This is a genomic window from Pseudomonas sp. COR18 (assembly GCF_048568395.1).
Classification (GTDB): domain Bacteria; phylum Pseudomonadota; class Gammaproteobacteria; order Pseudomonadales; family Pseudomonadaceae; genus Aquipseudomonas; species Aquipseudomonas fuscovaginae_B.
Window position 1 is genome coordinate 2,938,583 of sequence record NZ_CP183808.1, and the last position, 25,660, is coordinate 2,964,242.

The 25,660-nt window shown below is 62.5% G+C and carries 26 protein-coding genes; 15 read left to right on the forward strand and 11 right to left on the reverse strand.

Annotation, left to right across the window (positions count from 1 at the left end):
* Positions 1-159: 159 nt before the first annotated feature.
* Both ACM62G_RS13495 and ACM62G_RS13500 read right to left on the reverse strand, forming a co-directional pair.
* Positions 160-543, reverse strand: coding sequence for a PaaI family thioesterase (locus tag ACM62G_RS13495; RefSeq protein WP_054058625.1), 384 nt, complete (start codon positions 541-543; stop codon positions 160-162).
* Positions 543-2,861: a Tex family protein gene (locus tag ACM62G_RS13500; protein ID WP_054058626.1), complete on the reverse strand. Its 2,319-nt coding sequence runs from the start codon at positions 2,859-2,861 to the stop codon at positions 543-545. The genes ACM62G_RS13495 and ACM62G_RS13500 overlap by 1 nt, the downstream gene beginning before the upstream one ends.
* Positions 2,862-3,197: 336 nt before the next feature.
* Here ACM62G_RS13500 and ompR point away from each other — a divergent pair, with 336 nt between their 5' ends.
* Positions 3,198-3,938: a two-component system response regulator OmpR gene (ompR, locus tag ACM62G_RS13505; RefSeq protein ID WP_054058627.1), complete on the forward strand. Its 741-nt coding sequence runs from the start codon at positions 3,198-3,200 to the stop codon at positions 3,936-3,938.
* A gap of 116 nt (positions 3,939-4,054) precedes the next feature.
* Positions 4,055-5,368 (forward strand): ATP-binding protein, encoded by a 1,314-nt coding sequence (locus ACM62G_RS13510; RefSeq protein ID WP_273823289.1) that lies wholly within the window; start codon positions 4,055-4,057, stop codon positions 5,366-5,368.
* Positions 5,369-5,393: 25 nt separating this feature from the next.
* On the opposite strand, the gene rimK is transcribed toward ACM62G_RS13510, so the two are convergent.
* Together rimK and ACM62G_RS13520 are read right to left on the reverse strand one after the other, a co-directional pair.
* Positions 5,394-6,299, reverse strand: a complete 906-nt coding sequence (gene rimK / locus ACM62G_RS13515; RefSeq protein WP_017903280.1) for a 30S ribosomal protein S6--L-glutamate ligase — start codon at positions 6,297-6,299, stop codon at positions 5,394-5,396.
* The gene (locus ACM62G_RS13520; RefSeq protein WP_054058629.1) at positions 6,296-6,778 is read right to left on the reverse strand and encodes an ATP-dependent zinc protease; all 483 of its coding nucleotides are present in this window, start codon (positions 6,776-6,778) and stop codon (positions 6,296-6,298) included. Before ACM62G_RS13520 ends, rimK begins: the two co-directional genes overlap by 4 nt.
* A 216-nt stretch (positions 6,779-6,994) precedes the next feature.
* Between ACM62G_RS13520 and ACM62G_RS13525 the strand changes: the two genes are divergently transcribed.
* The 3 genes from ACM62G_RS13525 to ACM62G_RS13535 all read left to right on the forward strand — a co-directional run bounded on the left by ACM62G_RS13525 (position 6,995) and on the right by ACM62G_RS13535 (position 10,154).
* Positions 6,995-7,399: an RNA-binding S4 domain-containing protein gene (locus ACM62G_RS13525; protein ID WP_054058630.1), complete on the forward strand. Its 405-nt coding sequence runs from the start codon at positions 6,995-6,997 to the stop codon at positions 7,397-7,399.
* 125 nt (positions 7,400-7,524) lie between these two features.
* Positions 7,525-8,427 (forward strand): Hsp33 family molecular chaperone HslO, encoded by a 903-nt coding sequence (gene hslO, locus ACM62G_RS13530; RefSeq protein ID WP_054063581.1) that lies wholly within the window; start codon positions 7,525-7,527, stop codon positions 8,425-8,427.
* A gap of 179 nt (positions 8,428-8,606) precedes the next feature.
* A complete protein-coding gene (locus ACM62G_RS13535; RefSeq protein WP_054058632.1) occupies positions 8,607-10,154 on the forward strand; it encodes a phosphoenolpyruvate carboxykinase in 1,548 nt (515 codons plus the stop codon).
* A 335-nt stretch (positions 10,155-10,489) separates the two neighbouring features.
* Here ACM62G_RS13535 and ACM62G_RS13540 read toward each other — a convergent pair whose 3' ends face one another.
* On the reverse strand, positions 10,490-11,038 hold the full coding sequence (locus ACM62G_RS13540) for a hypothetical protein (RefSeq protein ID WP_419737307.1): 549 nt from the start codon (positions 11,036-11,038) through the stop codon (positions 10,490-10,492).
* A gap of 238 nt (positions 11,039-11,276) precedes the next feature.
* Positions 11,277-11,564: a hypothetical protein gene (locus ACM62G_RS13545; protein WP_419737308.1), complete on the reverse strand. Its 288-nt coding sequence runs from the start codon at positions 11,562-11,564 to the stop codon at positions 11,277-11,279.
* Positions 11,565-11,798: 234 nt separating this feature from the next.
* On the opposite strand from ACM62G_RS13545, the gene ACM62G_RS13550 reads away from it, so the two are divergent.
* The gene (locus ACM62G_RS13550; RefSeq protein ID WP_419737309.1) at positions 11,799-12,974 is read left to right on the forward strand and encodes a tetratricopeptide repeat protein; all 1,176 of its coding nucleotides are present in this window, start codon (positions 11,799-11,801) and stop codon (positions 12,972-12,974) included.
* 108 nt (positions 12,975-13,082) lie between these two features.
* Here the strand turns inward: ACM62G_RS13550 and ACM62G_RS13555 are convergent, their stop codons facing one another.
* Positions 13,083-13,577, reverse strand: coding sequence for an N-acetyltransferase family protein (locus ACM62G_RS13555; protein WP_419737310.1), 495 nt, complete (start codon positions 13,575-13,577; stop codon positions 13,083-13,085).
* Between the two features lie 102 nt (positions 13,578-13,679).
* A complete protein-coding gene (locus ACM62G_RS13560; protein WP_273823291.1) occupies positions 13,680-14,438 on the reverse strand; it encodes a DUF2059 domain-containing protein in 759 nt (252 codons plus the stop codon).
* Between the two features lie 108 nt (positions 14,439-14,546).
* Here ACM62G_RS13560 and ACM62G_RS13565 point away from each other — a divergent pair, with 108 nt between their 5' ends.
* Complete coding sequence (locus tag ACM62G_RS13565) at positions 14,547-15,179, forward strand: 2OG-Fe(II) oxygenase (RefSeq protein WP_273823292.1); 633 nt, start codon at positions 14,547-14,549, stop codon at positions 15,177-15,179.
* Positions 15,179-15,673, forward strand: coding sequence for a DUF523 domain-containing protein (locus ACM62G_RS13570; protein WP_419737311.1), 495 nt, complete (start codon positions 15,179-15,181; stop codon positions 15,671-15,673). Before ACM62G_RS13565 ends, ACM62G_RS13570 begins: the two co-directional genes overlap by 1 nt.
* 9 nt (positions 15,674-15,682) lie before the next feature.
* On the opposite strand, the gene ACM62G_RS13575 is transcribed toward ACM62G_RS13570, so the two are convergent.
* The gene (locus tag ACM62G_RS13575; RefSeq protein ID WP_054058638.1) at positions 15,683-16,456 is read right to left on the reverse strand and encodes a transporter substrate-binding domain-containing protein; all 774 of its coding nucleotides are present in this window, start codon (positions 16,454-16,456) and stop codon (positions 15,683-15,685) included.
* Between the two features lie 139 nt (positions 16,457-16,595).
* On the opposite strand from ACM62G_RS13575, the gene ACM62G_RS13580 reads away from it, so the two are divergent.
* On the forward strand, positions 16,596-17,036 hold the full coding sequence (locus ACM62G_RS13580) for a DUF4399 domain-containing protein (RefSeq protein WP_054063574.1): 441 nt from the start codon (positions 16,596-16,598) through the stop codon (positions 17,034-17,036).
* Positions 17,037-17,100: 64 nt separating this feature from the next.
* On the opposite strand, the gene serA is transcribed toward ACM62G_RS13580, so the two are convergent.
* Positions 17,101-18,330, reverse strand: coding sequence for a phosphoglycerate dehydrogenase (gene serA, locus ACM62G_RS13585; protein ID WP_017903268.1), 1,230 nt, complete (start codon positions 18,328-18,330; stop codon positions 17,101-17,103).
* Positions 18,331-18,532: 202 nt separating this feature from the next.
* Between serA and ACM62G_RS13590 the strand changes: the two genes are divergently transcribed.
* The 4 genes from ACM62G_RS13590 to ACM62G_RS13605 all read left to right on the forward strand — a co-directional run bounded on the left by ACM62G_RS13590 (position 18,533) and on the right by ACM62G_RS13605 (position 22,766).
* Positions 18,533-19,927 carry an FAD-binding oxidoreductase gene (locus tag ACM62G_RS13590; RefSeq protein ID WP_419737312.1) on the forward strand — a complete coding sequence of 465 codons (1,395 nt, stop codon included), beginning with the start codon at positions 18,533-18,535 and terminating at the stop codon, positions 19,925-19,927.
* Between the two features lie 39 nt (positions 19,928-19,966).
* Positions 19,967-20,632, forward strand: a complete 666-nt coding sequence (locus tag ACM62G_RS13595) for a fumarylacetoacetate hydrolase family protein (protein ID WP_054058641.1) — start codon at positions 19,967-19,969, stop codon at positions 20,630-20,632.
* A gap of 187 nt (positions 20,633-20,819) precedes the next feature.
* Positions 20,820-21,746, forward strand: a complete 927-nt coding sequence (locus ACM62G_RS13600; RefSeq protein ID WP_419737313.1) for an SdiA-regulated domain-containing protein — start codon at positions 20,820-20,822, stop codon at positions 21,744-21,746.
* A gap of 108 nt (positions 21,747-21,854) precedes the next feature.
* Positions 21,855-22,766, forward strand: coding sequence for an SdiA-regulated domain-containing protein (locus ACM62G_RS13605; protein ID WP_273823297.1), 912 nt, complete (start codon positions 21,855-21,857; stop codon positions 22,764-22,766).
* Between the two features lie 64 nt (positions 22,767-22,830).
* On the opposite strand, the gene rpiA is transcribed toward ACM62G_RS13605, so the two are convergent.
* Positions 22,831-23,502 (reverse strand): ribose-5-phosphate isomerase RpiA, encoded by a 672-nt coding sequence (gene rpiA / locus ACM62G_RS13610; protein WP_054058644.1) that lies wholly within the window; start codon positions 23,500-23,502, stop codon positions 22,831-22,833.
* 159 nt (positions 23,503-23,661) lie between these two features.
* On the opposite strand from rpiA, the gene ilvA reads away from it, so the two are divergent.
* Both ilvA and ACM62G_RS13620 read left to right on the forward strand, forming a co-directional pair.
* Positions 23,662-25,176, forward strand: a complete 1,515-nt coding sequence (ilvA, locus tag ACM62G_RS13615) for a threonine ammonia-lyase, biosynthetic (protein ID WP_054058645.1) — start codon at positions 23,662-23,664, stop codon at positions 25,174-25,176.
* A 54-nt stretch (positions 25,177-25,230) separates the two neighbouring features.
* Entirely contained in the window at positions 25,231-25,659 is a 429-nt protein-coding gene (locus tag ACM62G_RS13620; protein WP_054058646.1) for a DUF2269 family protein, read from the forward strand.
* Position 25,660: the final 1 nt, after the last annotated feature.

The following is a 25,660-nucleotide window of genomic DNA, read 5'->3' on the forward strand; positions in this document are numbered from 1 at the left end:
GGCAAGACGGTCTACAAGGGTGAAGTTGAGAACTGGCGTTGTCGCCTGGTAAATGTCAGAAAACGCCGATACTTCGTCCCTGAGTCGGGCGCGGCGCCGGAGGAAAATTCCGACACTGCGCTTGCAGTGCCGAAATTAACCCAAATCGAGACGTAACAGCTAGAGAACAGCGAACGTGCCTTGTGCTTTCGCGACAAGTTTGTCGCCCTGGTGCACCTCGGCCTCGACCACCAGGGTACGGCGGCCGGGGTGGATGACCCGGGCGGTGCACAACACGTCGCCTTCGGCCACCGCCCGCATGTAGTTGATCTTGCACTCGATGGTCGCGCTGCGCTGGTCGAAGCCATGGGTGGCCGAGCAGGCCAGGCCCATGGTGATGTCCACCAGGCTGAACAGCGCGCCGCCATGCAGCACGTTGCCGCGGTTGCGCAGTTGCGGCGTCAGCGACAGGGCCACCTCGGCAACGCCGGTGTCCAGGCGTTGCAGGCGGCAGCCGAGCAGTTCGCTGAAGGCGCTCTGGGTCAGGCCGTCAGGGATTTCCATCAGCGCTTCTTCAACTGCTTGGCGTTGGCGAACAGCGAGGCCATGGCATTGTTGGCCGGGGCTGCGGTTTCCTTGCGCGGGGCGTTGTTCTGCGACGGCCGTGGGGCCGAGCCCGGGCGCGAACCACGGGCGCCGTCGATCTTCTCGCCGGGGGTGTCGCTCATGCGCATCGACAGGCCGACGCGCTTGCGCGGGATGTCGACTTCCATGACCTTCACCTTGACCACGTCGCCGGCCTTCACCGCTTCACGCGGGTCCTTGACGAACTTCTCGGACAGCGCCGAGATGTGCACCAGGCCGTCCTGGTGGACGCCGATGTCGACGAAGGCGCCGAAGTTGGTCACGTTGGTCACCACGCCTTCGAGGATCATCCCCAGTTCGAGGTCCTTGAGGTCCTCGACCCCTTCCTGGAACGCCGCGGTCTTGAACTCGGGGCGTGGGTCGCGGCCCGGCTTGTCGAGTTCCTGGAGGATGTCGGTGACGGTCGGCAGGCCGAAGGTCTCGTCGGTGAACTTCTTCGGGTCCAGGCGCTTGAGAAACGCGCTGTCGCCGATCAGCGAGCGGATGTCGCGGTCGGTTTCGGCGGCGATGCGCTGTACCAGCGGGTAGGCTTCCGGGTGCACCGCGGAGGCGTCCAGCGGGTTGTCACCGTTCATCACGCGCAGGAAGCCGGCGGCCTGTTCGAAGGTCTTTTCGCCCAGGCGCGGGACTTTCTTCAGCGCGGCGCGGGTCTTGAACGCACCGTTCTCGTCGCGGTGGCTGACGATGTTCTGCGCCAGGGTGGTGTTGAGGCCGGAGATCCGCGCCAGCAGGGCCACCGAGGCGGTATTCACGTCGACGCCCACGGCGTTCACGCAGTCCTCGACCACCGCGTCGAGGCCGCGGGCCAGTTTCAGTTGCGAGACGTCGTGCTGGTACTGGCCGACACCGATGGATTTCGGGTCGATTTTCACCAGCTCGGCCAGCGGGTCCTGCAGGCGGCGGGCGATGGAGACCGCGCCACGGATCGATACGTCGAGGTCCGGGAATTCCCGGGCGGCCAGTTCCGAGGCCGAGTAGACCGAAGCGCCGGCTTCGGAAACCATGACCTTGGTCAGGCGCATGGCCGGGTACTTCTTGATCAGGTCGGCGGCCAGCTTGTCGGTCTCGCGGCTGGCGGTGCCGTTGCCGATGGCGATCAGGTCCACCGAGTGCTTGGCGCACAGCGCGGCGAGGATGGCCAGGGTCTGGTCCCACTTGTTGTGCGGCACGTGCGGGTAGACGGTGGTGTGGTCCAGCAGCTTGCCGGTGGCGTCCACCACGGCCACCTTGCAGCCGGTGCGCAGGCCGGGGTCCAGGCCGAGGGTCGCGCGCGGGCCGGCCGGCGCGGCCAGCAGCAGGTCGTGCAGGTTGTGGGCGAAGACGTTGATCGCCTCGGTTTCCGCGCTATCGCGCAGCTCGCCGAGCAGGTCGGTTTCCAGGTGAGTATAGAGCTTGACCTTCCAGGTCCAGCGCACCACTTCGCCCAGCCACTTGTCGGCGGGGCGGTTCTGGTTCTGGATGCCGACATGCTGGCCGATCATGCCTTCGCATGGGTGCAGGGTGCCCGGCAACTCGTCGCCGACTTTCAGCGAGGCCGCGAGAATGCCTTCGTTGCGGCCACGGAAGATCGCCAGGGCGCGGTGCGACGGCATGCTCTTGAGCGGCTCGTCGTGTTCGAAATAGTCGCGGAACTTGGCGCCTTCCTCTTCCTTGCCGGCCACCACGCGGGCACTGATGATCGCTTCCTGCTTGAGGAAGTTGCGCAGCTTGTCCAGCAGGCTGGCGTCTTCGGCGAAGCGCTCCATCAGGATGTACTTGGCGCCTTCGAGGGCGGCCTTGGTGTCGGCGAAGCCCTTTTCGGCATCGACAAAGCGCGCGGCTTCGGTTTCCGGGGTCAGCGACGGGTCGTTGAACAGGCTGTCGGCCAGCTCGCCGAGGCCGGCTTCCAGGGCGATCTGGCCCTTGGTGCGGCGCTTCTGCTTGTACGGCAGGTACAGGTCTTCGAGGCGGGTCTTGGTGTCGGCGAGCTGGATGTCACGCGCCAGGGCTGGGGTGAGCTTGCCTTGTTCCTCGATGCTGGCGAGGATGCTGGCGCGCCGCTCGTCGAGTTCCCGCAGGTAGCGCAGGCGTTCTTCCAGATGCCGCAGTTGGGTGTCATCCAGGCTGCCGGTGACTTCTTTCCGGTAGCGGGCGATGAAAGGCACGGTAGAGCCTTCATCCAATAGGGCGACGGCCGCTTCGACCTGTTGTGGGCGTACGCCGAGTTCTTCGGCGATGCGGCTGTTGATGCTGTCCATAAAACCACCTGACAAAGTGTGAAATCAGGCGCGCCGGGCCTTTGGGCCTGTCGGGCGAGCCTGGTTTGGGATCAAAAAGGCGCACCTTGTGACCCGGGAAATCAGCACATTGCTGTGAGCCGTTGCAAAAAAGATGGCTTCGAACAGCAATGATCAGACGTTGCCTGACGCAGAAAGCGGGGCATTATAACCAGCGTTCCGGGCTTGGGGGGATTGTGCGCGTGTAGGCATAAAGCGCTGTTTGCTGGTAGTCGAGGAAAAATCTGCTAACAATGCACAGGATACGCATGGGGGCCGCTGGCCCCATAATGCGCGCCGAGATCAAAGGAGCAACCCATGAGCAGCACTGCACAAACTGCTGAAGGCGAAAAAATCCTCATCGTGGACGACGATCCGGGGCTGAGCAGCCTGCTGGAGCGTTTTTTCACCAGCAAGGGCTATCGCGCCCGCGCGGTGGCCAACACCGAGCAAATGGATCGTCTGCTGGCCCGTGAAGTGTTCAATCTGGTGGTCCTCGACCTGATGCTGCCGGGTGAAGACGGCCTGACGGCCTGCCGTCGCCTGCGTGCGGCGAACAACCAGGTGCCGATCATCATGCTCACCGCCAAGGGCGACGAACTGAGCCGGATCAAGGGCCTGGAACTGGGGGCCGACGACTACCTGGCCAAGCCGTTCAACCCCGATGAACTGATGGCGCGGGTCAAGGCCGTGCTGCGCCGCCAGGCCGCGCCGGTTCCGGGCGCCCCGGGCAGCGAGGACGAAAGCGTCACCTTCGGCGACTACGAGCTGTCCCTCGCCACCCGCGAACTCAAGCGCGGTGACGAGGTGCACATGCTCACCACCGGCGAATTCGCGGTGCTCAAGGCACTGGTGATGCATGCCCGCGAACCGCTGACCCGCGACAAGCTGATGAACCTGGCCCGTGGCCGCGAGTGGGATGCACTGGAGCGTTCCATCGACGTACAGATTTCCCGCCTGCGTCGCATGATCGAGCCGGATCCGTCCAAACCGCGCTATATCCAGACCGTCTGGGGTGTGGGCTACGTGTTCGTGCCGGACGGCACCGCGACCAAGTGACCGGTGATTTGTAGGAGCGAAGTGCCCGGGCGTGCGCAAGCCGTCCGGGCAAGTCGCGATCCGCAATTGTGCGAGCCCGCCTGCTCGCTCCTGCAAAGTATGTAGCGGCTGTATTTATGAAGACCCCTCTCTGGTTCCCCCAAAGCTTCTTCTCGCGCACCCTCTGGCTGGTGCTCATCGTGGTGCTGTTTTCCAAGGCGCTGACCCTGGTCTACCTGCTGATGAACGAGGACGTGCTGGTCGATCGCCAATACAGCCACGGCGTGGCGTTGACCCTACGTGCCTACTGGGCGGCCGACGAGGACGATCGCGACAAGATCGCCGATGCGGCGGGGCTGATCCGCGTGGTCAGCGGTGGGGTGCCGGAGGGCGAGCAGCACTGGCCGTACAGCGAGATCTACCAGCGCCAGATGCAGGCCGAGCTGGGGGCCGACACCGAGGTTCGCCTGCGCATGCATGCGCCGCCGGCCTTGTGGGTACGGGCGCCGAGCCTGGGCGCGGGTTGGCTGAAAGTGCCGCTGTATCCGCATCCGTTGCGCGGGCAGAAGATCTGGAGCGTGCTGGGCTGGTTCCTGGCCATCGGGCTGTTGTCGACGGCGTCGGCCTGGATCTTCGTCAGCCAGCTCAACCAGCCGCTGAAGCGCCTGGTTTTCGCCGCACGGCAACTGGGCCAGGGACGCAGCGTACGCCTGCCGATCAGCGACACACCCAGCGAAATGACCGAGGTCTACAGCGCCTTCAACCAGATGGCCGAGGATGTCGAGCAGGCCGGTCGCGAGCGTGAACTGATGCTGGCGGGAGTTTCCCATGACCTGCGCACGCCGTTGACCCGCTTGCGCCTGTCCCTGGAACTGATGGACGACCACAGTGAACTCAGCGAGGACATGGTGCGGGATATCGAGGACATGGACGCGATTCTCGACCAGTTCCTCGCCTTCATCCGTGACGGCCGCGACGAGTCGGTGGAGGAGGTGGATCTCAGTGACCTGGTGCGCGAGGTGGTGGCGCCCTACAACCAGAACGAACAGCGGGTGCAGATGCGCCTGCAGCCGATCCGGCCGTTTCCCTTGCGGCGGGTGTCGATGAAACGCCTGTTGAACAACCTGATCGGCAACGCCCTCAACCATGCCGGGGAAGCGGTGGAAGTCGCTGCCTACGTGTCTGGCGATACCAACGCACCCTATGTGGTGCTGAGCGTGATGGACCGGGGTGCGGGTATCGACCCGGCGGAGCTGGAGGGCATCTTCAACCCGTTCACCCGCGGCGACAAGGCCCGGGGCGGCAAGGGCACCGGGCTGGGCCTGGCGATCGTCAAGCGGATCGCCTCGATGCACGGCGGCAATGTCGAATTGCGCAACCGGTCCGGTGGCGGTCTCGAGGCGCGGGTTCGGTTGCCGTTGGGGCTGATGCTTCCGCGCGACGCAGTTTAGCCCGCGTCGGTTTGCCGGGCGGGTTTCAGCCCTTGCCCTTGGTTCGGGTCATGTTCGGCCCGCCGTTCTTCTCGATATGCTGGATGATCATGCCCGCCACGTCCTTGCCGGTGGTGGTCTCGATCCCTTCCAGGCCCGGCGACGAGTTGACCTCCATCACCAGCGGTCCGTGATTGGAGCGCAGGATATCCACGCCGGCCACGCTGAGGCCCATCACCTTGGCTGCGCTGAGTGCGGTCATGCGTTCTTCCGGGGTGATCTTGATCAGGCTGGCACTGCCGCCGCGATGCAGGTTGGAGCGGAATTCGCCAGGGCGGGCCTGGCGCTTCATGGCCGCGATCACCTTGTCGCCGACTACGAAGCAGCGGATATCGGCACCGCCGGCTTCCTTGATGTATTCCTGGACCATGATGTCCTGCTTGAGGCCCATGAAGGCCTCGATCACCGATTCCGCCGCGGTCGCCGTCTCGCACAGCACCACGCCGATGCCCTGGGTGCCTTCGAGGACCTTGATCACCAGCGGGGCGCCGTTGACCATCTCGATCAGGTCGGGGATATCGTCCGGCGAGTGGGCGAAGCCGGTGACCGGCAGGCCGATCCCGCGGCGCGACAGCAGTTGCAGCGAGCGCAGCTTGTCCCGGGAGCGGGCGATCGCCACCGATTCGTTGAGCGGAAAGACGCCCATCATCTCGAATTGGCGCAATACCGCGCAGCCATAGAAAGTCACCGAAGCGCCGATTCGCGGAATGACCGCGTCGAAGCCTTCCAGCGGTTTGCCGCGGTAGTGGATCTGCGGCTTGTGGCTGGCGATGTTCATATAGGCGCGCAGGGTGTCGACCACTACCATTTCATGGCCACGCTGGACGCCGGCCTCGACCAGGCGACGAGTGGAATACAGACGCGGATTACGCGACAGCACAGCGATTTTCATGCAACACCTGTGGCAGAGGTAGTAGTAACCGGGAACACCGGCTTTTCCTGAACGTATTTGCTGCCTGGATTGACCACCAGTTGGCCGTCGACCAGGGCCTTGGAACCGAGCAGCAGGCGATAGCGCATGGACTTGCGGCAGGCGAGGGTGAACTGCACCTGCCAGACCCGGTCGCCCAGGGCCAGGGTGGTGGCGATCACATAACGGGCCTGGGCATGGCCGTTGGAACTCTTGATGGTCTTCATCGCCAGCAACGGCGCTTCGCAGCGCCGATGGCGCAACTGCACCACGGTGCCCAGGTGGGCGGTGAAACGTACCCACTTCGCCCCGTCGCGCTCGAACGGCTCGATATCGGTGGCGTGCAGGCTGGAGGTACTGGCGCCGGTGTCGATCTTCGCCCGCAGGCCCGCGACTCCCAGATCCGGGAGCGCGACCCACTCGCGCAGACCCACAACGGTCAAATGGTCAAATGTCTTCAAAGTGCTCAACCGGTGAGAAACCTGCTCGGGCCGCCAGGCAGCGGTCATGGCGGTATTCACGCAGAATAATGGGTAAATGGCGATAGATATCTGTGCGACTTTTTAAAGGTCGTGAACATATCCCTGGCTCATCCGGCATTCTAGACCGGGAGGGGAAATTCAGCTTCGACGGCAACGGTAGTACAGTTGAGCAATATTTCAGTTTGAGGAATCCCCGTGGCACAGAAATCGGAAGAGGACGACAAGGTTCGCCTCGACAAATGGTTGTGGGCAGCCCGCTTCTACAAGACCCGCGCCCTGGCCAAGGCGGCGATCGAGAGCGGCAAGGTGCATTGCCGTGGCGAGCGCTGCAAGCCTTCGAAAGAGCCGCGGGTCGGCGACGAACTGCTGATTCGTACCGGCTTCGATGAGCGTACCGTGGTGGTCCAGGCGCTGTCGGTGGTGCGTCGTGGCGCCCCTGAGGCGCAGGCGCTGTATGCCGAGACCGCCGCCAGTGTCGCCAGGCGCGAGGCCGAGGCGGCCCAGCGCAAGGCCGGTGCCCTGGGGTTGACCACTGACGGCAAACCGACCAAGAAGCAGCGCCGCGACCTGTTCAAGTTCCGTGGGGCGGGTGGCGAATAATCCCGTTGATCCTTGACTGACAGGCATTCGCCCCCATGTTGCGTGGTCAGAACCCCGATTTGTTCATAAAATGCTCAGAATCTCTGAGTCGAACACCTTCATTCCTACTTCCAGAATCGAAACCTATGTCAGATCTACCAGACACCGATTACACCCAACGCTTCATCTTCGATGACAGCGACACGCGTGGCGAACTGGTGTCGCTGGAACGCAGCTACGCTGAAGTCCTGGCCAAGCACCCCTATCCGCAGCCGGTGGCCCAACTGCTCGGCGAACTGATGGCCGCCGCCGCGCTGCTGGTCGGCACCTTGAAGTTCGACGGCCTGCTGATTCTTCAGGCACGCTCCGAAGGCGCGGTGCCGTTGCTGATGGTCGAGTGTTCCAGCGAGCGCGAGATTCGCGGGCTGGCCCGCTACGAGGCGGATCGGATCGCGCCGGGTGCAAGCCTGGCCGACCTGATGCCCAACGGTGTCCTGGCGCTGACCGTCGACCCGGTCAAGGGTCAGCGTTACCAGGGCATCGTCGACCTTGACGGCGCGACCCTGTCGGACTGCTTCACCAACTACTTCGTCATGTCCCAGCAGGTCGGTACCCGCTTCTGGCTCAATGCCGATGGCCAACGTGCTCGCGGCCTGCTGCTGCAGCAACTGCCTGCCGACCGGATCAAGGATGAAGAGGAGCGTGCCGCCAGCTGGCAGCACATCACCGCCCTGGCCAGCACCCTGACCGCCGAGGAACTGCTCGGCCTGGACAACGAAACCGTGCTGCATCGCCTCTATCATGAGGAAGCGGTGCGCCTGTTCGACAACCAGCCGCTACGCTTCCATTGCAGCTGCTCGCGCGAGCGCTCGGGTAACGCCCTGGTCAGCCTGGGCCTGGAAGATGCCCAGCAACTGGTGGCCGAGCGGGGCGGTGCAATCGAGATCGATTGCCAATTCTGCAACCAGCGTTACCTGTTCGATGCGGCTGATATTGCGCAGTTGTTTGCCGGCGCAGGGGTCGAGACCCCGTCAGATACTCGTCACTAAAACGCTTCAGCGCAGGTAAATCTCCTGTCAAACGCCGGAAAATAGGCGTTCTGACAGGAGGGCCCTACTTTTTTTGGGCGTTTCTGGCATAATCCGGCGCACTTTTTTCACGGTAGTAGTGCGCGACTTTCTACTACAAAACGTTTGGAGCACTCGGCCAGCGGCCGACGGGGAATTTCATGACGCAAGCAAACAATGCCGTGTACACCGATCTGAGTGTCGATGATCTGGTCAAGGAAGCCCTGGCTCGTGGTGAAGGTGAGCTCGCCGATACCGGCGCGCTGGTGGTGCGTACCGGCCATCGTACCGGTCGTTCGCCGGTAGACCGTTTCATCGTCGAAGAGCCTTCCACCCAGGACGAAATCGCCTGGGGCCCGATCAACCGCAAGTTCCCGGCCGACAAGTTCGACGCCCTGTGGAACCGCGTCGAAGCCTTCGTCGGCGAGCGCGAGCGTTTTGTTTCCCACGTGCATGTAGGTTCCGACCCTGCACACTACCTGCCGGTCAAGATGACCACCGGCACTGCCTGGCACAACCTGTTCGGCCGTTGCCTGTTCATCAACCCGGAAGCCGGCCAGTACAACGCCGGTGGCAAGGCCGAGTGGCAGATCCTGAACGTGCCGGACTTCGAGTGCGTGCCCGAGCGCGATGGCACCAACTCCGATGGCACCGTGATCATCAACTTCGCGGCCAGGAAAGTCCTGATCGCCGGCATGCGCTACGCCGGTGAAATGAAGAAAGCCATGTTCTCGGTGCAGAACTTCCTGCTGCCGGCGGTCGACGTGCTGCCGATGCACTGCGCGGCCAACATGGGCGAAGCGGGCGACGTGACCCTGTTCTTCGGCCTGTCGGGCACCGGCAAGACCACCCTGTCGGCTGACGAAAGCCGCTACCTGATCGGTGACGACGAGCACGGTTGGGGCGAGGGCGTGGTGTTCAACATCGAAGGCGGTTGCTATGCCAAGTGCATCGACCTGTCCGAGAAGAACGAGCCGGTCATCTGGAAAGCCATCCAGCACGGCGCCGTGCTGGAAAACGTCGTGCTCGATGCCAACAAGAAGGCCGACTACGCCGACAGCAGCCTGACCCAGAACAGCCGTGCGGCCTACCCGCGTGAACTGATCGAAAAACGCGCACCGAAGAACCTCGGTGGCGAGCCGAACGCTGTCATCTTCCTGACCTGCGACCTGACTGGCGTACTGCCTCCAGTGTCGATCCTCAGCGAAGAGCAGGCGGCCTACCACTTCCTGTCCGGTTACACCGCGCTGGTCGGTTCGACCGAAATGGGTTCGGGCGGCGGCATCAAGTCGACCTTCTCCACCTGTTTCGGCGCGCCGTTCTTCCCGCGTCCGGCTGGCGTATACGCGGAGCTGCTGATCAAGCGCATCCGTGGTTTCGGCTCCAAGGTCTACCTGGTCAACACCGGTTGGACCGGCGGTGGCTACGGCGTGGGCAAGCGCTTCAACATCCCGACCACCCGTGGCGTGATCGCGGCGATCCAGAGCGGCGCTCTGGTCGGTGCCGAGACCGAGCACCTGGACACCATCAACCTGGACGTGCCACTGGCCGTCCCAGGCGTCGAAACCGGCCTGCTCAACCCACGCAACACCTGGGCTGACAAAGCTGCCTATGACGAAGCGGCGAAAGCCCTGGCTGGCCTGTTCATCGAGAACTTCAAGAAGTTCGACGTGAGCGACGCGATCAAGGCGGCGGGTCCGCAGTTGTAATCGGCCCTGCCATCGGCTTGAGAAAAACCGCCCTTCGGGGCGGTTTTTTATTGCCTGGTTTACTGGCTCAAAAGTGAAGCCGTTGAATGGGTGATTTTTCGTTATCTAGCGTGAGATGAAATGCTCAAAAATGATTAGCAAATCGTTGCGACATTCCACTATTAGTGGAATACTATGTCTGTAACTGCGGAACGACTGACCGGATGAGATTGAGCGTTCCCTAGCCCGAAAGGGTGTTCGCGCAAGGCGAACCGAGGCGAAAGCCGAAGTAGTGTCCGGATCTGCTTTACCGAATACGAAGAGGGCGCTTATGGCGCCTTTTTTCGTTTCTGCTGTTAGCGCTTCGTTGCCGTTGGCTGACCCATGTATATTTTGCCACACAGTAACATAAAGGCCATGCTGCCCTTGAGGCTGGGTCCACTTTCCTCGTCTTGGTGGTAGGCGCTTTCCACCACCAACTGCAAATCCTGCCATTGCCGGCGATCCTTACCTGCACGCCGTATTTCAAAAAACACATGATAAAGGCCTGAAGGGTCCTCAATTACGATCGAGTAGCACCAGTTCCGCTCGGTCGCGGTTTCCCAAACCTTTGTCTTTGGCGATTCTGCCAAGCCACAGATTAATGCTGGAAGGCTATGCGATAACCGATAGCGAGTGGGGCAGTATGTCCGTTGTCGTTCACTACCTGCGTCGATGATTGGTTCGCTCGCTGGATGGCTCGCTGCGTCATAGCTTTTGGAGAAGCAATGATTCGAGAAGGTTACGTGCACGCGTAGCCTTTTCTTGGCCAGTTGGCTGTCGAGTTCAAAGGTGAACGGTTCCAAGTGTGATAGGTCGACAGACGCGCCATTGATAACCAAGGGGGGGAAGTACGAATCGGTCACACGGCGCTCCTTTTTTATGCGCCTAGTGTACAGGGTCGTGGCCGACGTCACCTTACCGCCGAGCCAGTTGGTAGGGCATCTGAGTCATGCACAGGTCGCAGCCCACTCAGGTCGGCACAGTTTGATTCAATTTTTCAGCGCAAGGTGTGGACACACTCAAGTGGCCCGATTCTGAGTTTTAGAGGGCGCACGCTCAATGCCGTCACCTAAGAGTTACGTTATGGCTTTGCATCTTTGATCAGCCCCCATCTGTTGTAGCTTCAGGCAGGACCGAGGGCTCGGCAGCCACGGGGGGCGGTTCGGATGCCGGCGGGCTCTGCGGTGGGCGATAGCTGCTGCGGTTGTAAGCCATGTAACCGAGCATGCCGACCAGGAGCAGCAACAGTATCCGCAGGCTGTGGGATTTCCTGCGCAGCCTGCGTGGTGCCTTCTGCTTGCTCGGGTGCGATCCCAGCACCACGTCGATCTGTTCCGGATGCAAGCGTTTGAAACGAATAACGCCATCGTCTTCAGGGTTTTCTTGCATGATCAGCCGCTACCTTCCTTGGCGAGTCTGCGACTTGTCGGCGCTTTCCCATGGGCTTTGAGTGGGGTTGCGGATCAGATTGGCAAGGTGGCCTTTTGCCTCCAGTGACTGGTCCACAAAAGCAAAATTTTCCACCTGAACATTAGACGTTTCGTACAAAAAGTCGGTATGTTCCGCTGCAAATTTTCCGGGGGTCATTCGACACCCGCGTCTTGAGCTTAAAGGGAGTTGAGTATGCATTTGCTTCGCATGGTTTCGGTATTTTCGTTGTGTGCCCTGGCCTGGTCGGTCGAGGCCGAGTCGCTGCCGGTCGAAGTGCTCAGCGCCGTGGTCAAGGACCAGAAGATCGCCGACGCCGACGTGCTGTTGCAGCGCAACGGCGAGCAGAATGTGGTCGGCAAGACCAACGCCCAGGGCCAGGTTACCCTCCAGAGCGGTTTCGCCGACGATGCCGGCAGCCTGCTGATCATCAAGAAGGCCGGTTACTCCAACCTGGTGGTCAAGTGCCCGTGCAAGGACATGACCTATGCCATCAGCCCGGTGATGCAGAACCTCGATGGCCTGCGCGTGGTGCTGACCTGGGGCAAGACCCCGGCGGACCTCGACTCGCACATGATCTTCCCCGGCAACAACATCTACTTCGAACAGAAGCAGGGCGACGACGCCGACCTGGACGTGGATGACACCGACAGCTATGGCCCGGAAACCATCACCCTGCAGAAGAAGCACTACGGCGAGAGCTACGTCTATGCCGTACATGACTTCACCAACAGCGAAAATCCAGGCTCGCGCCAGCTGTCCAACAGCCAGGCCAAAGTGTTCGTCTACATGGGCCAGTCCCTGGTTCGCACCTACTACGTGCCGACCAACCGCAGCGGCAACCTGTGGACCGTGTTCCGCATGACCGGCAACGGCGACTTCCAGGACATCAACACCTTCAGCGGTGTGAAGGTGGAGCCGGCAAATGTGCTGAACGAAGTCTCGCCGCTGCTCGACGACAAGGTGGCGATTGCCGAAGTGGCGGTAAGCTCCACGGCACAGGCCGATGCGCGAGCATTGAACGTGAAGGGCGAGGCGGCCTACAAGGCCGGTGACCTGGAACAGTCGATCGCGCTGTTCCGCCAGGCTATCGACCTGAACAACAGCTTCGGCCAAGCCTACAGCAACCTCGGCCTGGCGTACCAGAAGGCCGGGAATACCGCCGAAGCCATCTGGGCCAACCGCAAGGCGGTCGCGCTGGCATCCGGCAACTCGGCCAACACCGTTCGCGCCAGTTCCTACTACAACATTGCCCGCATCTATGAAAACGCCGGGCAGTTCTCCGACGCGCTGCGTCACTACGAACTGGCCAAGGAACAGAAGGCCAATCCGGTGTATGACACGGCGATCGAGCGGGTGAAAAATCGCTGAGTCTTCAGCCGGTCCAGTCTCGACAACGCGCCATCTCCGGCGCGTTGTTCGTTTCCGGTTGCCGAATGCAACGAATGGGCTTGGAGCATCTGGCGTGCTTTGGGAGTGTCAGCGTGAGCTGTCGCTGAGCACTGCGTACTCATCACCGTCCAGCGTGAAGCCGGCGACTTCGTGCATGCCCAGGCGCGCATGGGCGCGTCGTGAGGCTTCGTTGTCCCGCCGAATGAAGAGAATCGCCTCGCGCCCCCGGTAATGGCGTTGGAGTTGCGCATAGAGCTGCGCCAGCAGGCCCTGGCCGCGTTCCGTGGCGGCGATGCAGGCCGGGCCATAGACGTAGGCGTCGGGGCTGCCGCGCCAGGCCGCCAGCATGGCCTGGATCGAGGGTGGCGCCGGTTGGGTGTCTTTTGCCGCGCTGAACAGTACGCCAACGACCTGGTCGTCGCGGCAGGCGACCACTACCGGAGCGTTGCCGAGGGCCATTTGCCTGACTTTTTCGAGCGGAAACTCTCCGGTCAGTGATCCACCCCGGGAAGGTGAATTGGCCTGGAGCAGTTGGGTGATGCCTTCGATATCGGCGGCGGTAGCGAGGTTGATCCTGTACATGAGTAGTCTCCTGAAGGGAGGCGAACCTACTGCATGGATGGCGCCAGGGCTTTCAGGTTACGCCCTGTGGTCGATTTTCGTACAGGCCAGCGGGGTCGATCTTCAGTTCCCTGGCTGTGCCGGCGCCAGATCCTGCCCCACCGCCAGGCTGGCGCGGATCGCTGCCAGGGCGGCCTTGTAGTAGGTCCGGCCCTCGGGCGACTCGGCAAAGTTCGAGAACTCTTCCAGTTCCGGATCGGACAGGTCGCGATAGACGTAGAGCAGGGTGTTTTCCAGGTCGTTGCCGATCTGCTGCATCAGGCGCTCGCGTTGGCCGTTGAGCAGGCCCTGGGCGGTACCGGCACCGAGCAGACCGGGGATCATCGAACTGAGGCTGTCGGCGGCGACACCGGCGATGGCCAGGCTGACCTCGGCACCGGCTTCGCGGGCCGGCAGGGCGTTGGCCAGGTGGTTGATCAGCAGTCGGCGCGTCGCGCTGGCTTCGATATGCGGCAGGCCCTGGGCGTTCTTCGCCAGTTGGTCGCGGCGGGTGGCGAGCAGTTCGGCGGCGACGATCTTGCGCCCCAGCGGCGACTGGAAGAACTTCAGCGCCGGGGCCGGGTTGGCCAGGTTCTGGCGCAATTGGGCTTCGGCCCGCTGGTCCATGGCCTGGGGGGCGAAGCGCTGGTTGCTGTTATTGACCAGGGCCTGGTAGACCGCCGGTGGCAGGCTGTTGCGGTATTTCTGCTGGGCGGCGCCCAGGGCATCGCTGAAATGCGCGCGCTGTTCTGGCCAACCGGCGACCTTGTACAACTGGTCGTGGCTGTCTGCCCAGGCGGGCACGGTGCAGAACATCAATAGCGAAAAAAGCAAACGGCGCATAGGGACTCCTGTCTACAGCCGACTATTCTCCCGGCGAGCGCCGGACTTGTCGAGAATTCGTATTGTCATGTCCGGCGGCTCTGTCGGATTCCTGGACGTACGGATACTATGCGCGCCATGCAAATACCTTCTGATCATCCGTTGCTGTTATCCATTGTCGACGACCTGGCCGAGCGCGGCTGGTCGCAACAGGAACTGTTCCTGCCTGCCGATCTGACTCGCGAGCTGGCTACCGAGTGCCGTAAACGTGCGGCAGACGGGGAACTGGCGCCGGCGGGTGTGGGGCGGGGTGCGGCGCAGCAGGTGCGCGAGGGCATCCGTGGCGATCACATCCAGTGGCTCGAACCGGGCCAGGCCGAGTCCTGCGACCGCTACCTGGGACTGATGAACAGCCTGCGCGAGGCGCTGAACCGTGGCTTGTACCTCGGGCTCGAGGATTTCGAGTGCCATTTCGCGTTGTACCCGGCCGGGGCCTTCTACCGCCGGCACCTGGACCGTTTTCGTGACGATGACCGGCGTTCGGTGTCGGCGATTCTCTACCTGAACGACACGTGGCAGCCGGAAGAGGGCGGCCAGTTGCGCATGTACCTGGCCGATGAGGTGGAGCGTGACGTACTGCCGACCGCTGGTTGCCTGATCGTGTTCCTCTCCGGCGATGTCCCCCACGAAGTGCTGCCGGCGACCCGCGAGCGCCTGTCGCTGACCGGCTGGTTCCGCCGACGCGGCGACGAGCCGTTCTGATGCCGCACAAGATCCTGGTCAGTCGCTGCCTGCTCGGGCATCGGGTGCGTTATGACGGCGGTGCTAGCGGCCCCTACGCGCAACTGGCCGCCTGGCAGGACGAAGGCCGGGTGGTTGCGCTGTGCCCGGAAGTGGCCGGCGGCCTGCCGACCCCACGGGCAGCGGCGGAGATTCCCGGCGGCCAGGGTGGGCAAGTGCTGGAGGGGATTGTCCGGGTCGTGACCCATGATGGCGCGGATGTCAGCCAGGCGTTCATCGACGGGGCCCGACAGGCGCTTGAACTGGTGCGGCGCCACGCCATACGGATTGCCGTGCTCAAGGCCAACAGCCCGTCCTGCGGCAATCTGCAGACCTACGACGGCACCTTCAGCGGTGTGAAGGTCGCCGGCGAGGGTGTGACTGCGGCCTTGCTCAGGCAGGCCGGCGTCCAGGTGTTCAGCGAACTGGAACTTCCCGAAGCCGCTGCCGCCCTGGCGCTGCTGGACGCCTGCTGAGCCTGGCCCTCAAGGCTTGGGCGGCTCGCTCGCATCCATGCCGAACCATTTCTCCGACAACGCCATCAGCCTTCCGTCGGCCTTGATCCGTTGCAGGGCCAGGTTCAGGCTCGCCTGAAACGCCGGGTTGCCCTTCTGGAACGGGATGGCCAGGGTCACGGTCGGCCCCACGGGCGCGCCTTCCTTGACCGGCAAATGGCTGTCACGAATGGCGAAGGGGATCAGCAGACGATCGCTGATGGCGGCGTCGATCTGCTTGTCGGCCACATCCTTGAGCGGCTGCTGGGCATTCGGATAACTGCGCAGGTCGACGCCTTCGACCGTGCGCGCCTGGTCGACGAACTGGCTACCTTGAGCTACACCCAAAGCACCCCCTCTGAGCGCTTCCAGCGTACTGAGCGGTCGTTGCTCCTCCTTGCGTACGATCAACTGGGCGCTGGTGTAGCTGTAGGGTTCGCTGAAGTCGAAACGTTCCTTGAGTTCCGGGGTCAGTGCTATGTGATTGATGGCAATGTCGTACTTGCCGCTTTCCACGCCCTGCAGCAGATCGGCGGAGTCGGTGGTGATGAAGGACGGATTGACCTCGAGTTCCCGGGCCAGCAGCTCGCCCAGTTCGACTTCGAAGCCGGTCAGGTGCCCGTCATCCTTGAAGCCGAAGGGGCGCATGTCGCCCTCCAGGGCAATGCGCAGTTCGCCCCGGTCATTGACGTCGTCGATCAGTTCGGCCTGGGCGAAGGGGCTTGCGAGGGGCAGTAACAGCAACAGGCCAGGCAGCAAACGCATGGTCACTCCTAAGATGAAATCGAGCGGGCGATGCGCAACCGCCACCCGCTTTGCTTTATGTTTGTGGGCAAGTTTGGACAACGATTTGTCGTGAAGTTGTCATCACCCGCCACATTTTGTGGAAAAACCGGAGAAGTTAATGAAAACCTTAGTGTCTCGTGTAGCTTTAGCCACTGCCTTGCTGGGTTCCAGCTTCCTCGCCGTCGCCGCGGATGGCATTCCGCGCACGCCAGCGCCCAAGGGCGCCGAGGTCGAGATCGTCTCGCCGAAGGACGGCGCCACGGTCGACAAGACCTTCACCGTCAAGTTTGGCATGAAGGGCCTGGAGCTCAAGCCGGCCGGTGATGCCACCCCGAACTCCGGCCACCATCACCTGCTGGTCGACCAGAAGGAACTGCCTGACCCGAGCCTGCCGATTCCGGCGACCGAGCAGGTGATCCACTACGGCAAGGCCCAGACCGAAACCCAGCTGACCCTGGCCCCGGGCAAGCACACCCTGCAACTGGTGGCGGGCGACAAGATCCACATGCAGTTCGAGCCGACGGTGGCCTCGAAGGTCATCACCGTCAATGTGAAGTAAGCGGTCGCGCAAATGAAAAAGGGAGGCCTGCGAAGGCCTCCCTTTTTCGTTCAGCGCCGGGAGCTTAGAACAGTACGCGGGAACGGATGGTGCCGTTGACGTGCTGCAGCTTCTCTTGCGCCAGGTCCGAGTACTCGGCGTCGACGTCGATCACCACGTAGCCGACCTTCTCGTTGGTCTGCAGGAACTGACCGGAAATGTTGATGCCGTTTTCGGCGAAGACCTTGTTGATCTCGCTCATCACGCCCGGAATGTTCTGGTGGATGTGCAGCAGGCGGTGCTTGCCCGGGTGAGCCGGCAGGGCCACTTCCGGGAAGTTGACCGACGATACCGAGGTACCGTTGTCGCTGTACTTGACCAGCTTCTCCGCCACTTCCAGGCCGATGTTGGCCTGGGCTTCGGCGGTGGAGCCACCGATGTGCGGGGTCAGGATCACGTTGTCCAGGCCACGCAGCGGGCTTTCGAAGATGTCGTCGTTGGAGCGTGGCTCCACCGGGAACACGTCGATGGCCGCGCCGATCAGGTGCTGGTCCTTGATCGCGTCCGCCAGGGCGTCCAGCTCGACCACGGTACCGCGGGCGGCGTTGATCAGGATGCCGCCCTTCTTGATCGCACGGATTTCCTTCTCGCCGATCATCCACTGGGTCTCGGCGGTTTCCGGAACGTGCAGGGTGACGATGTCGGACATGCCCAGCAGTTCGTGCAGGCTGGACACCTGGGTCGCATTGCCCAGCGGCAGCTTGGTCAGGGTGTCGTAGAAGAACACCTGCATGCCCAGGCCTTCGGCCAGGACCGACAACTGCGTACCGATCGAGCCGTAGCCGATGATCCCCAGTTTCTTGCCGCGGATCTCGAAGGAGTTGGCCGCGCTCTTGATCCAGCCACCCCGGTGGCAGGAAGCGTTCTTCTCGGGAATACCGCGCAGCAGCAGGATCGCTTCGGCCAGCACCAGCTCGGCAACGGAGCGGGTGTTGGAGTACGGGGCGTTGAACACGGCGATGCCGCGCTCGCGAGCCGCGTCGAGGTCGACCTGGTTGGTACCGATACAGAAGCAGCCCACGGCGACGAGTTTCTTCGCGTGATCGAAGATTTCCTCAGTCAGTTGGGTGCGCGAGCGGATGCCGATGAAGTGGGCATCGGCGATCTTTTCCTTCAGTTCGGCGTCCGGCAGGGATTTGGTGTGGTACTCGATGTTGACGTACCCGGCGGCCTTGAGGACGTCGACTGCGGATTGGTGGACGCCTTCGAGAAGAAGGAACTTGATCTTGCTCTTATCGAGAGAAGTCTTGCTCATCTGCGTAAACCTGTGTCCCGGAGAAAAATGGCAGGAAAATGGACAGCTGGAGCTGACCTCACGGCGTATTCGCCGGCTCCGCAGGTCGGCCTCATAGCACGCTTCTGCGGGGGGCGTATGCTAGCATATGCGACCCGCAAACACTCATTCTGCGACGTGAAGCGTTCTCAGGGTGACCATGAAATGTTTGAGAGTTCTGTCGATGACCGATGCCGTCCTGATTGATGAACTGAAAACCCTGGTTGAACCCGGCAAGGTCCTGACCGACGCCGACTCCCTGAATGCCTACGGGAAGGACTGGACCAAACATTTCGCCCCTGCGCCCAGCGCTGTCGTGTTTCCCAGGACCATCGAGCAGGTCCAGGCCATCGTGCGCTGGGCCAACCGCCACCAGGTCGCGCTGGTGCCATCCGGTGGCCGTACCGGCCTGTCCGCCGCCGCCGTCGCGGCCAATGGCGAGGTGGTGGTGTCGTTCGACTACATGAACCGGATTCTCGACATCAACCTCACCGACCGCACCGCCGTGTGCGAGCCGGGGGTGGTCACCGAGCAGTTGCAGAGCCGCGCCGAGGAACATGGGTTGTACTACCCGGTGGATTTCGCCTCGGCGGGTTCCAGCCAGATTGGCGGCAATATCGGCACCAATGCCGGCGGAATCAAGGTGATTCGCTACGGCATGACCCGCAACTGGGTAGCCGGCCTGAAGGTCGTCACCGGCAAGGGCGACCTGCTGGAGCTGAACAAGGATCTGATCAAGAACGCCACCGGCTATGACCTGCGCCAACTGTTCATCGGTGCCGAGGGCACCCTGGGCTTCGTGGTCGAGGCCACCATGCGCCTGGACCGTGCGCCGAAGAACCTGACCTGCATGGTGCTCGGCACACCCGATTTCGACTCGATCATGCCGGTATTGCACGCGTTCCAGGGCAAACTGGACCTGACCGCCTTCGAATTCTTCTCCGACAAGGCGTTGGCCAGGATCCTTGGCCGTGGCGACGTGCCGGCGCCGTTCGAAACCCAGTGTCCGTTCTACGCGCTGCTGGAGTTCGAGGCGACCACCGAAGAGGTGGCCAACCTCGCCCTGGAGACCTTCGAGCATTGCGTCGGGCAGGGCTGGGTGCTCGATGGTGTGATGAGCCAGAGCGAAACCCAGTTGCAGAACCTGTGGAAGCTGCGCGAATACATCTCCGAGACCATTTCCCACTGGACGCCGTACAAGAACGACATTTCGGTCACGGTGTCGAAAGTTCCGGCGTTCCTCCAGGAAATCGACACGATCGTCCGTGAACACTACCCGGATTTCGAAGTCGTCTGGTACGGCCACATCGGCGATGGCAACCTGCACCTGAACATCCTCAAGCCGGACAGCCTGAGCAAGGACGAGTTCTTCGCCAAATGCGCCACGGTCAACAAGTGGGTGTTCGAGATCGTCGAGAAGTACAACGGCTCGATTTCCGCCGAACACGGCGTGGGCATGACCAAGCGCGACTATCTCGCCTACAGCCGCTCCCCGGCCGAAATCGAATACATGAAGGCGATCAAGGCGGTGTTCGACCCGAACGGGATCATGAACCCGGGCAAGATCTTCGCGGTTTGAACCCCGCATCACGATGACAAGCAGACCAGGAGACGCTCAATGAGCTATCAGCACCAGTATGTCGACGGTACCCCCATTCACTTCCCGCTGGGCAAGGTGGTCTGCATCGGCCGCAACTACGCCGAACACGCCAAGGAACTGGATAACCCGGTGCCTACCGAACCTTTGCTGTTCATCAAGCCGGGCAGTTGCGTGGTGTCGATCGAGAACGGTTTCAAGATTCCGGTCGACCGGGGTTCGGTGCATTACGAAGCGGAAATCGCCGTATTGATCGGCAAGCCGTTGTCGACCAAGCCGAGCCGGGAAGAGGTGCTCGATGCGATTTCCGGCTTCGCCCCGGCGCTGGACCTGACCCTGCGCGACAAGCAGGCGGAACTCAAAGCCAAGGGCCTGCCCTGGGAAATCGCCAAGTCGTTCGACGGCGCGGCGGTGCTCGCTCCATTCGTGGTCGGCAGCACTTTCCCCGACCTGACCCGTATCGGCATTCGCCTGACCATCAATGGCGAGGTCCGCCAGGACGGGATCAGCAGCGACATGCTCAACCCCATCGTGCCGATGATCCAGCACATGGCCGCGTGCTTCTCGCTGCAGGCCGGCGACGTGATCCTGACCGGTACGCCGGTAGGCGTGGGGCCGCTGAACGTCGGTGACGAACTGGTGCTGGAATTGCCGGGCGTCAGCCGGTTCGAAAGCTGCGTTCGCTGAGACCTGGCCGTAGCCCTCTTCGCGTCAGGTTGCTGCGAAGAGGGCATCTTCCCTCTGTTTCCATCTGCGTGACTTCCCGGCTTTTGCCGTTTTTTTCACATTCTGTCTGGATAATTTCCCGATCTGGCGCTGGGCCTTGCCTACAGTGTTTGTCTGAATGCCATAAAGATCAGGAAAGTGCCTTCGCATGAGTGGTCAAACCTTTTCCTCTCCGTCTACCGCTGTTCGCTCCCGTTTCGCCCGACGCTGGTATTACTGGCTGCTGCTGGCGGCGCTGGTGATCGGGGTAGGGTTGTCCAGGTTCATGCACTGGGACGATCGCGGCCTGCTGTGGATCAAGGAGCGTTTCGAAACCCCTGCCGAGCGCCAGCAGAGCGTCTGGCTGCCCGGCTACCGGGCGGTGATCGACGCCAAGCCCCTGGCGGGCATGGAGAAGGACGAGGCCTCTGACGTCAGCTACAGCCCGCGGACCAAAACCCTGTTCGCGGTGATGGGCAAGAACCCGTTCCTCGCCGAGCTGACTCTGCAGGGCGACGTGTTGCGCAAGATTCCCCTGGTCGGCTGGAACAATCCCGAGGCCGTCACGGTGCTGGAAGGCGACAGGATGGCGATCGTCGATGAGCGCATGCATCTCCTGACCATCGTCACTGTGGATGCGAATACCCGTGAGCTGAATATCAAGGACTTTCCGCAGTACGACCTCGGTCCCTCGAAGGATCAGAACAAGGCGTTCGAGGCGGTGGTCTGGGATGCCCGCAACCAGCAGATCCTGCTCGGCGAAGAGCGCCCACCGGCGCTGTTCGGCCTGCAAAGCGACGGTACCCGGTTCCTGGGCGAGAAGCGCAGATTGGCTGGCGACCAGCTGGATGTGCGCAATCTTTCAGCGTTGGCGATCGACCCGCGCACCCAGCATACGCTGGTGTTGTCGGCGGAGTCGCATCTGTTGCTGGAGTTGGATGAGAAGGGCAACCAGGTCAGTTTCATGACCCTGCTCGGTGGTTTCAACGGTTTGAAACACACCATTCCGCGTGCCGAGGGCGTGACCATTGACGAGGAAGGGGTCGTGTACGTGGTCAGCGAGCCGAACCTGTTCTACCGTTTCGAGAAGCAGTAGGTCTCAGCGCAGCAAGCGCCTTGGGGCGAGCGTGGTGTCGCAGGATTAAGCTTGAATTCATGCCGTCGTGGTTAATTCGTCACCGGTCCTGTCTTCGAGCTTGCACACATGTATCAGACTTTGCGCCTGAACTCCCTGATCCCGTGGGTTGGTCTCTGTGCTCTGCTATTGATGGGATTCGTCGGCCAGCATTATCGGCTGTTCGAACGGGCCTGGTTCAACTGGCATGCCTGGTGGCAACCGAGCGAGGCAAGCATTGGCCTGGCGGATTACCGTGTGGTCATCGAGGCGCAGGCGATCGACGGGTTGGAGGATGATGTTTCTGCCCTGACCTTCGACCCCGTCAGAAAAAGCCTGTTCACCGTGACCAACAAGAATGCCGAATTGATCGAGCTGTCGCTCGATGGGCGTATCCTGCGGCGTATTCCGTTGCGTGGCTTCGGTGATCCCGAGGCCATCGAATTCATCAGCGCCGATACCTACGTCATCACCGATGAGCGCGGCCAGCGGCTGATCAAGGTTCGCCTGGGTGACGGCACGCGGTTTCTCGATGCGGCCGACGCCGAGCAACTGACCCTCGGTGTGAATCTGCCGGGGAACAAGGGCTTCGAGGGTCTGGCCTACGACTCGGTCGGCAGGCGACTGTTCGTGGCCAAGGAACGCGATCCCCTGCTGATCTACGAGATCCATGGTTTTCCCTACCCTGAGCCTGCGCAATCCTCCGCCGTGCATGTGGCCAGCAATCCTCGCCGCGACGCCCGACTTTTCGTGCGTGATCTTTCCAGCCTGCAGTTCGACGAGCGCAGCGGGCATCTGCTGGCGCTCTCCGATGAGTCGCGGCTGGTATTGGAGCTCGATGTCGATGGGCGTCCAGTCGGCAGCCTGTCGTTGCTCAAGGGCCAGCAGGGGCTCGGCGCCAGCGTGCCCCAGGCCGAAGGCATTGCCATGGATGATGAGGGGACGCTGTACCTGATCAGCGAGCCGAATCTGTTCTACGTCTTCAAGCGCACTACAGAGTAAACCCCGGGCTTGCTGGCGATGAACGATGACGCGCAGCCCGGGCTGCGCGTCTGCTCCGGCCAACTCAGGCCTTGAGCGTCTTCACGCCTTCATGGGTGCCCAGCAGCAGCAGGTCCGCCGGGCGCGCCGCGAACAGGCCGTTGGTGACCACGCCGACGATCGCGTTGATCTGCGTTTCCAGCTCCACCGGGTTGGTGATCTGCAGGTTGTGCACATCGAGGATGATGTTGCCGTTATCGGTCACCACACCTTCGCGATACACCGGGTCGCCGCCGAGTTTCACCAACTGGCGCGCCACATGGCTGCGGGCCATCGGGATCACTTCCACCGGCAGCGGGAACGCGCCGAGCACCGGCACCAGCTTGCTGCCGTCGGCGATGCAGATGAAGGTCTTGGCCACGGCCGCGACGATTTTCTCGCGGGTCAGGGCCGCGCCGCCGCCCTTGATCAGGTTCAGGTGCGCGTCGCTTTCATCGGCGCCGTCGATGTAGAACTCCAGGTCGCTGACGGTGTTGAGCTCGTACACCGGAATGCCATGGCCCTTGAGTCGTGCCGCAGTGGCCTCGGAGCTGGCGACCGCGCCATCGAAGGCGCTCTTGTGCCTGGCCAGGGCGTCGATGAAGCAGTTGGCGGTGGAGCCGGTGCCCACGCCGACGATGCTTTTCTCATCGAGCTTGGGAAGGATGAAGTCGACAGCGGCCTGGGCCACCGCCTGTTTGAGTTGATCCTGGGTCATGCGGGCTCCGGAAGCGGGCAAGGTGTGAGCGAAAGGCCGGCATTATAAGCGTCGGGCCGGCAAAAGGGGCGATCAAAACCTCAGGAACCCTGTGGTCGTTGCCGCGAGCGCTGGGTTAGACTCCTCGGTCCCTGCCCAACCCGCCAGTGATGCTTTCCGATGCTCGAACAGTACGTCAAGAAGATCCTCACCTCGCGCGTCTACGACGTCGCCGTGGAAACCCCGTTGCAGAGCGCCCGCCAGCTTTCCGAGCGGCTGGGCAACCAGGTCCTGCTCAAGCGCGAGGACCTGCAGCCGGTGTTTTCCTTCAAGATTCGCGGCGCCTACAACAAGCTGACCCAGCTCAGCGATGCCGAGCGCGCCCGTGGCGTGGTCACCGCGTCAGCGGGCAACCATGCCCAGGGTCTGGCCCTGGCGGCCAAGGTGCTGGGGGTCAAGGCGACGATCGTGATGCCCAAGACCACGCCGGAAATCAAGGTCGAGGGCGTGCGTTCCCGTGGCGGCAAGGTGGTGTTGCATGGCGACTCCTTCCCGGAAGCACTGGCCTACTCGTTGAAACTGGTCGAGGAAAAGGGCTACGTCTACATTCACCCCTACGACGATCCGCACACCATTGCCGGGCAGGGCACCGTGGCAATGGAGATCCTGCGCCAGCACCCCGGGCAGTTGGACGCGATCTTCGTGCCGGTCGGTGGTGGCGGGCTGATTGCCGGGATCGCGGCCTACGTGAAGTACCTGCGCCCGGAGATCAAGGTGATCGGTGTCGAACCGGACGACTCCAACTGCCTGCAACAGGCCATGGCCGCCGGTGAACGGGTGGTGCTGCCTTCGGTGGGGATCTTCGCCGACGGCGTCGCCGTGGCCCAGATCGGCCAGCACACCTTCGATATCTGCAAGGACCATGTCGATGAGGTGATCACCGTCAGCACCGACGAGATCTGTGCGGCGATCAAGGACATCTACGACGATACCCGTTCGATCACCGAGCCGGCCGGTGCGCTGGGCGCCGCCGGGATCAAGAAGTACGTCGAGCAGCGCAAGGTCAGCGGGCAGACCCTGGTGGCCATCGACTCCGGCGCCAACGTCAACTTCGACCGCCTGCGCCATGTCGCCGAGCGCGCCGAGCTGGGTGAAGGCCGCGAGGCGATCATCGCCGTGACCATTCCCGAGCAGCCGGGCAGCTTCAAGGCGTTCTGCGAGGCCATCGGCAAGCGCCAGATCACCGAATTCAACTATCGCTACCACACCGGCAGCGAAGCGCACATCTTCGTCGGCGTGCAGACCCATCCCGACAGCGACCCGCGCAATGTGCTGATCGAAAGCCTGACCAGCCAGGGTTTCCCGGTGCTGGACATGACCGACAACGAACTGGCCAAGCTGCATATCCGCCACATGGTGGGCGGCCATGCGGCACGGGTCAGCGACGAAATGGTGTTGCGCTTCGAGTTCCCGGAGCGTCCGGGGGCGCTGTTCAACTTCCTCAACAAGCTCGGCGGGCGCTGGAACATCTCGATGTTCCACTATCGCAACCATGGCGCTGCCGATGGACGGGTGGTTGCCGGCCTGCAGGTGCCGAGCGAGGAGCGGCACCTGGTTCCCGCCGCGTTGGCGGAAATCGGCTACCCGTACTGGGATGAAAGCGACAACCCGGCCTATCGCCTGTTTCTGGGCTGAAACGGGGCGGATGACTGCTACGCTGATGGGCAACCACCAAGGAAAAAGAGCGAGATGGAAACCTTCACCGCCCTGAAAGTGCTGCACAGCACGGTTACGGTGCTGCTTCTGGGCAGCATGCTGGCCGTGGCCCTCTGGTTCTGGCGCGGGCGCCGGGCCGGCGACCTGGCAATCCCGGGGCGGGTCCTGAAGATGCCCTGGGTACTGGCCTGGTGGCTGATGGCCCTGTGCCTGGTGGTGCAGCCGGTCAGCGGCTGGTGGCTGGTGCACCTGGGTGGTTTCCCGCTGGGCCAGACCTGGCTGCTCGGCTCCAGCGTGCTCTACACTTTCGGTTGCCTGGCCTGGGCCTGGCTCGTGGTGCGGCTCAATCGCCTGCGCCGGGGCGAGGCGGGCGGCCGTTGGAAATTCACGCTGACGCTGGCGATCTTCAGTACGCTGTGTTTCGTCGGGATCGCTGCCCTGATGGGCGCCAAACCGGTTTAGT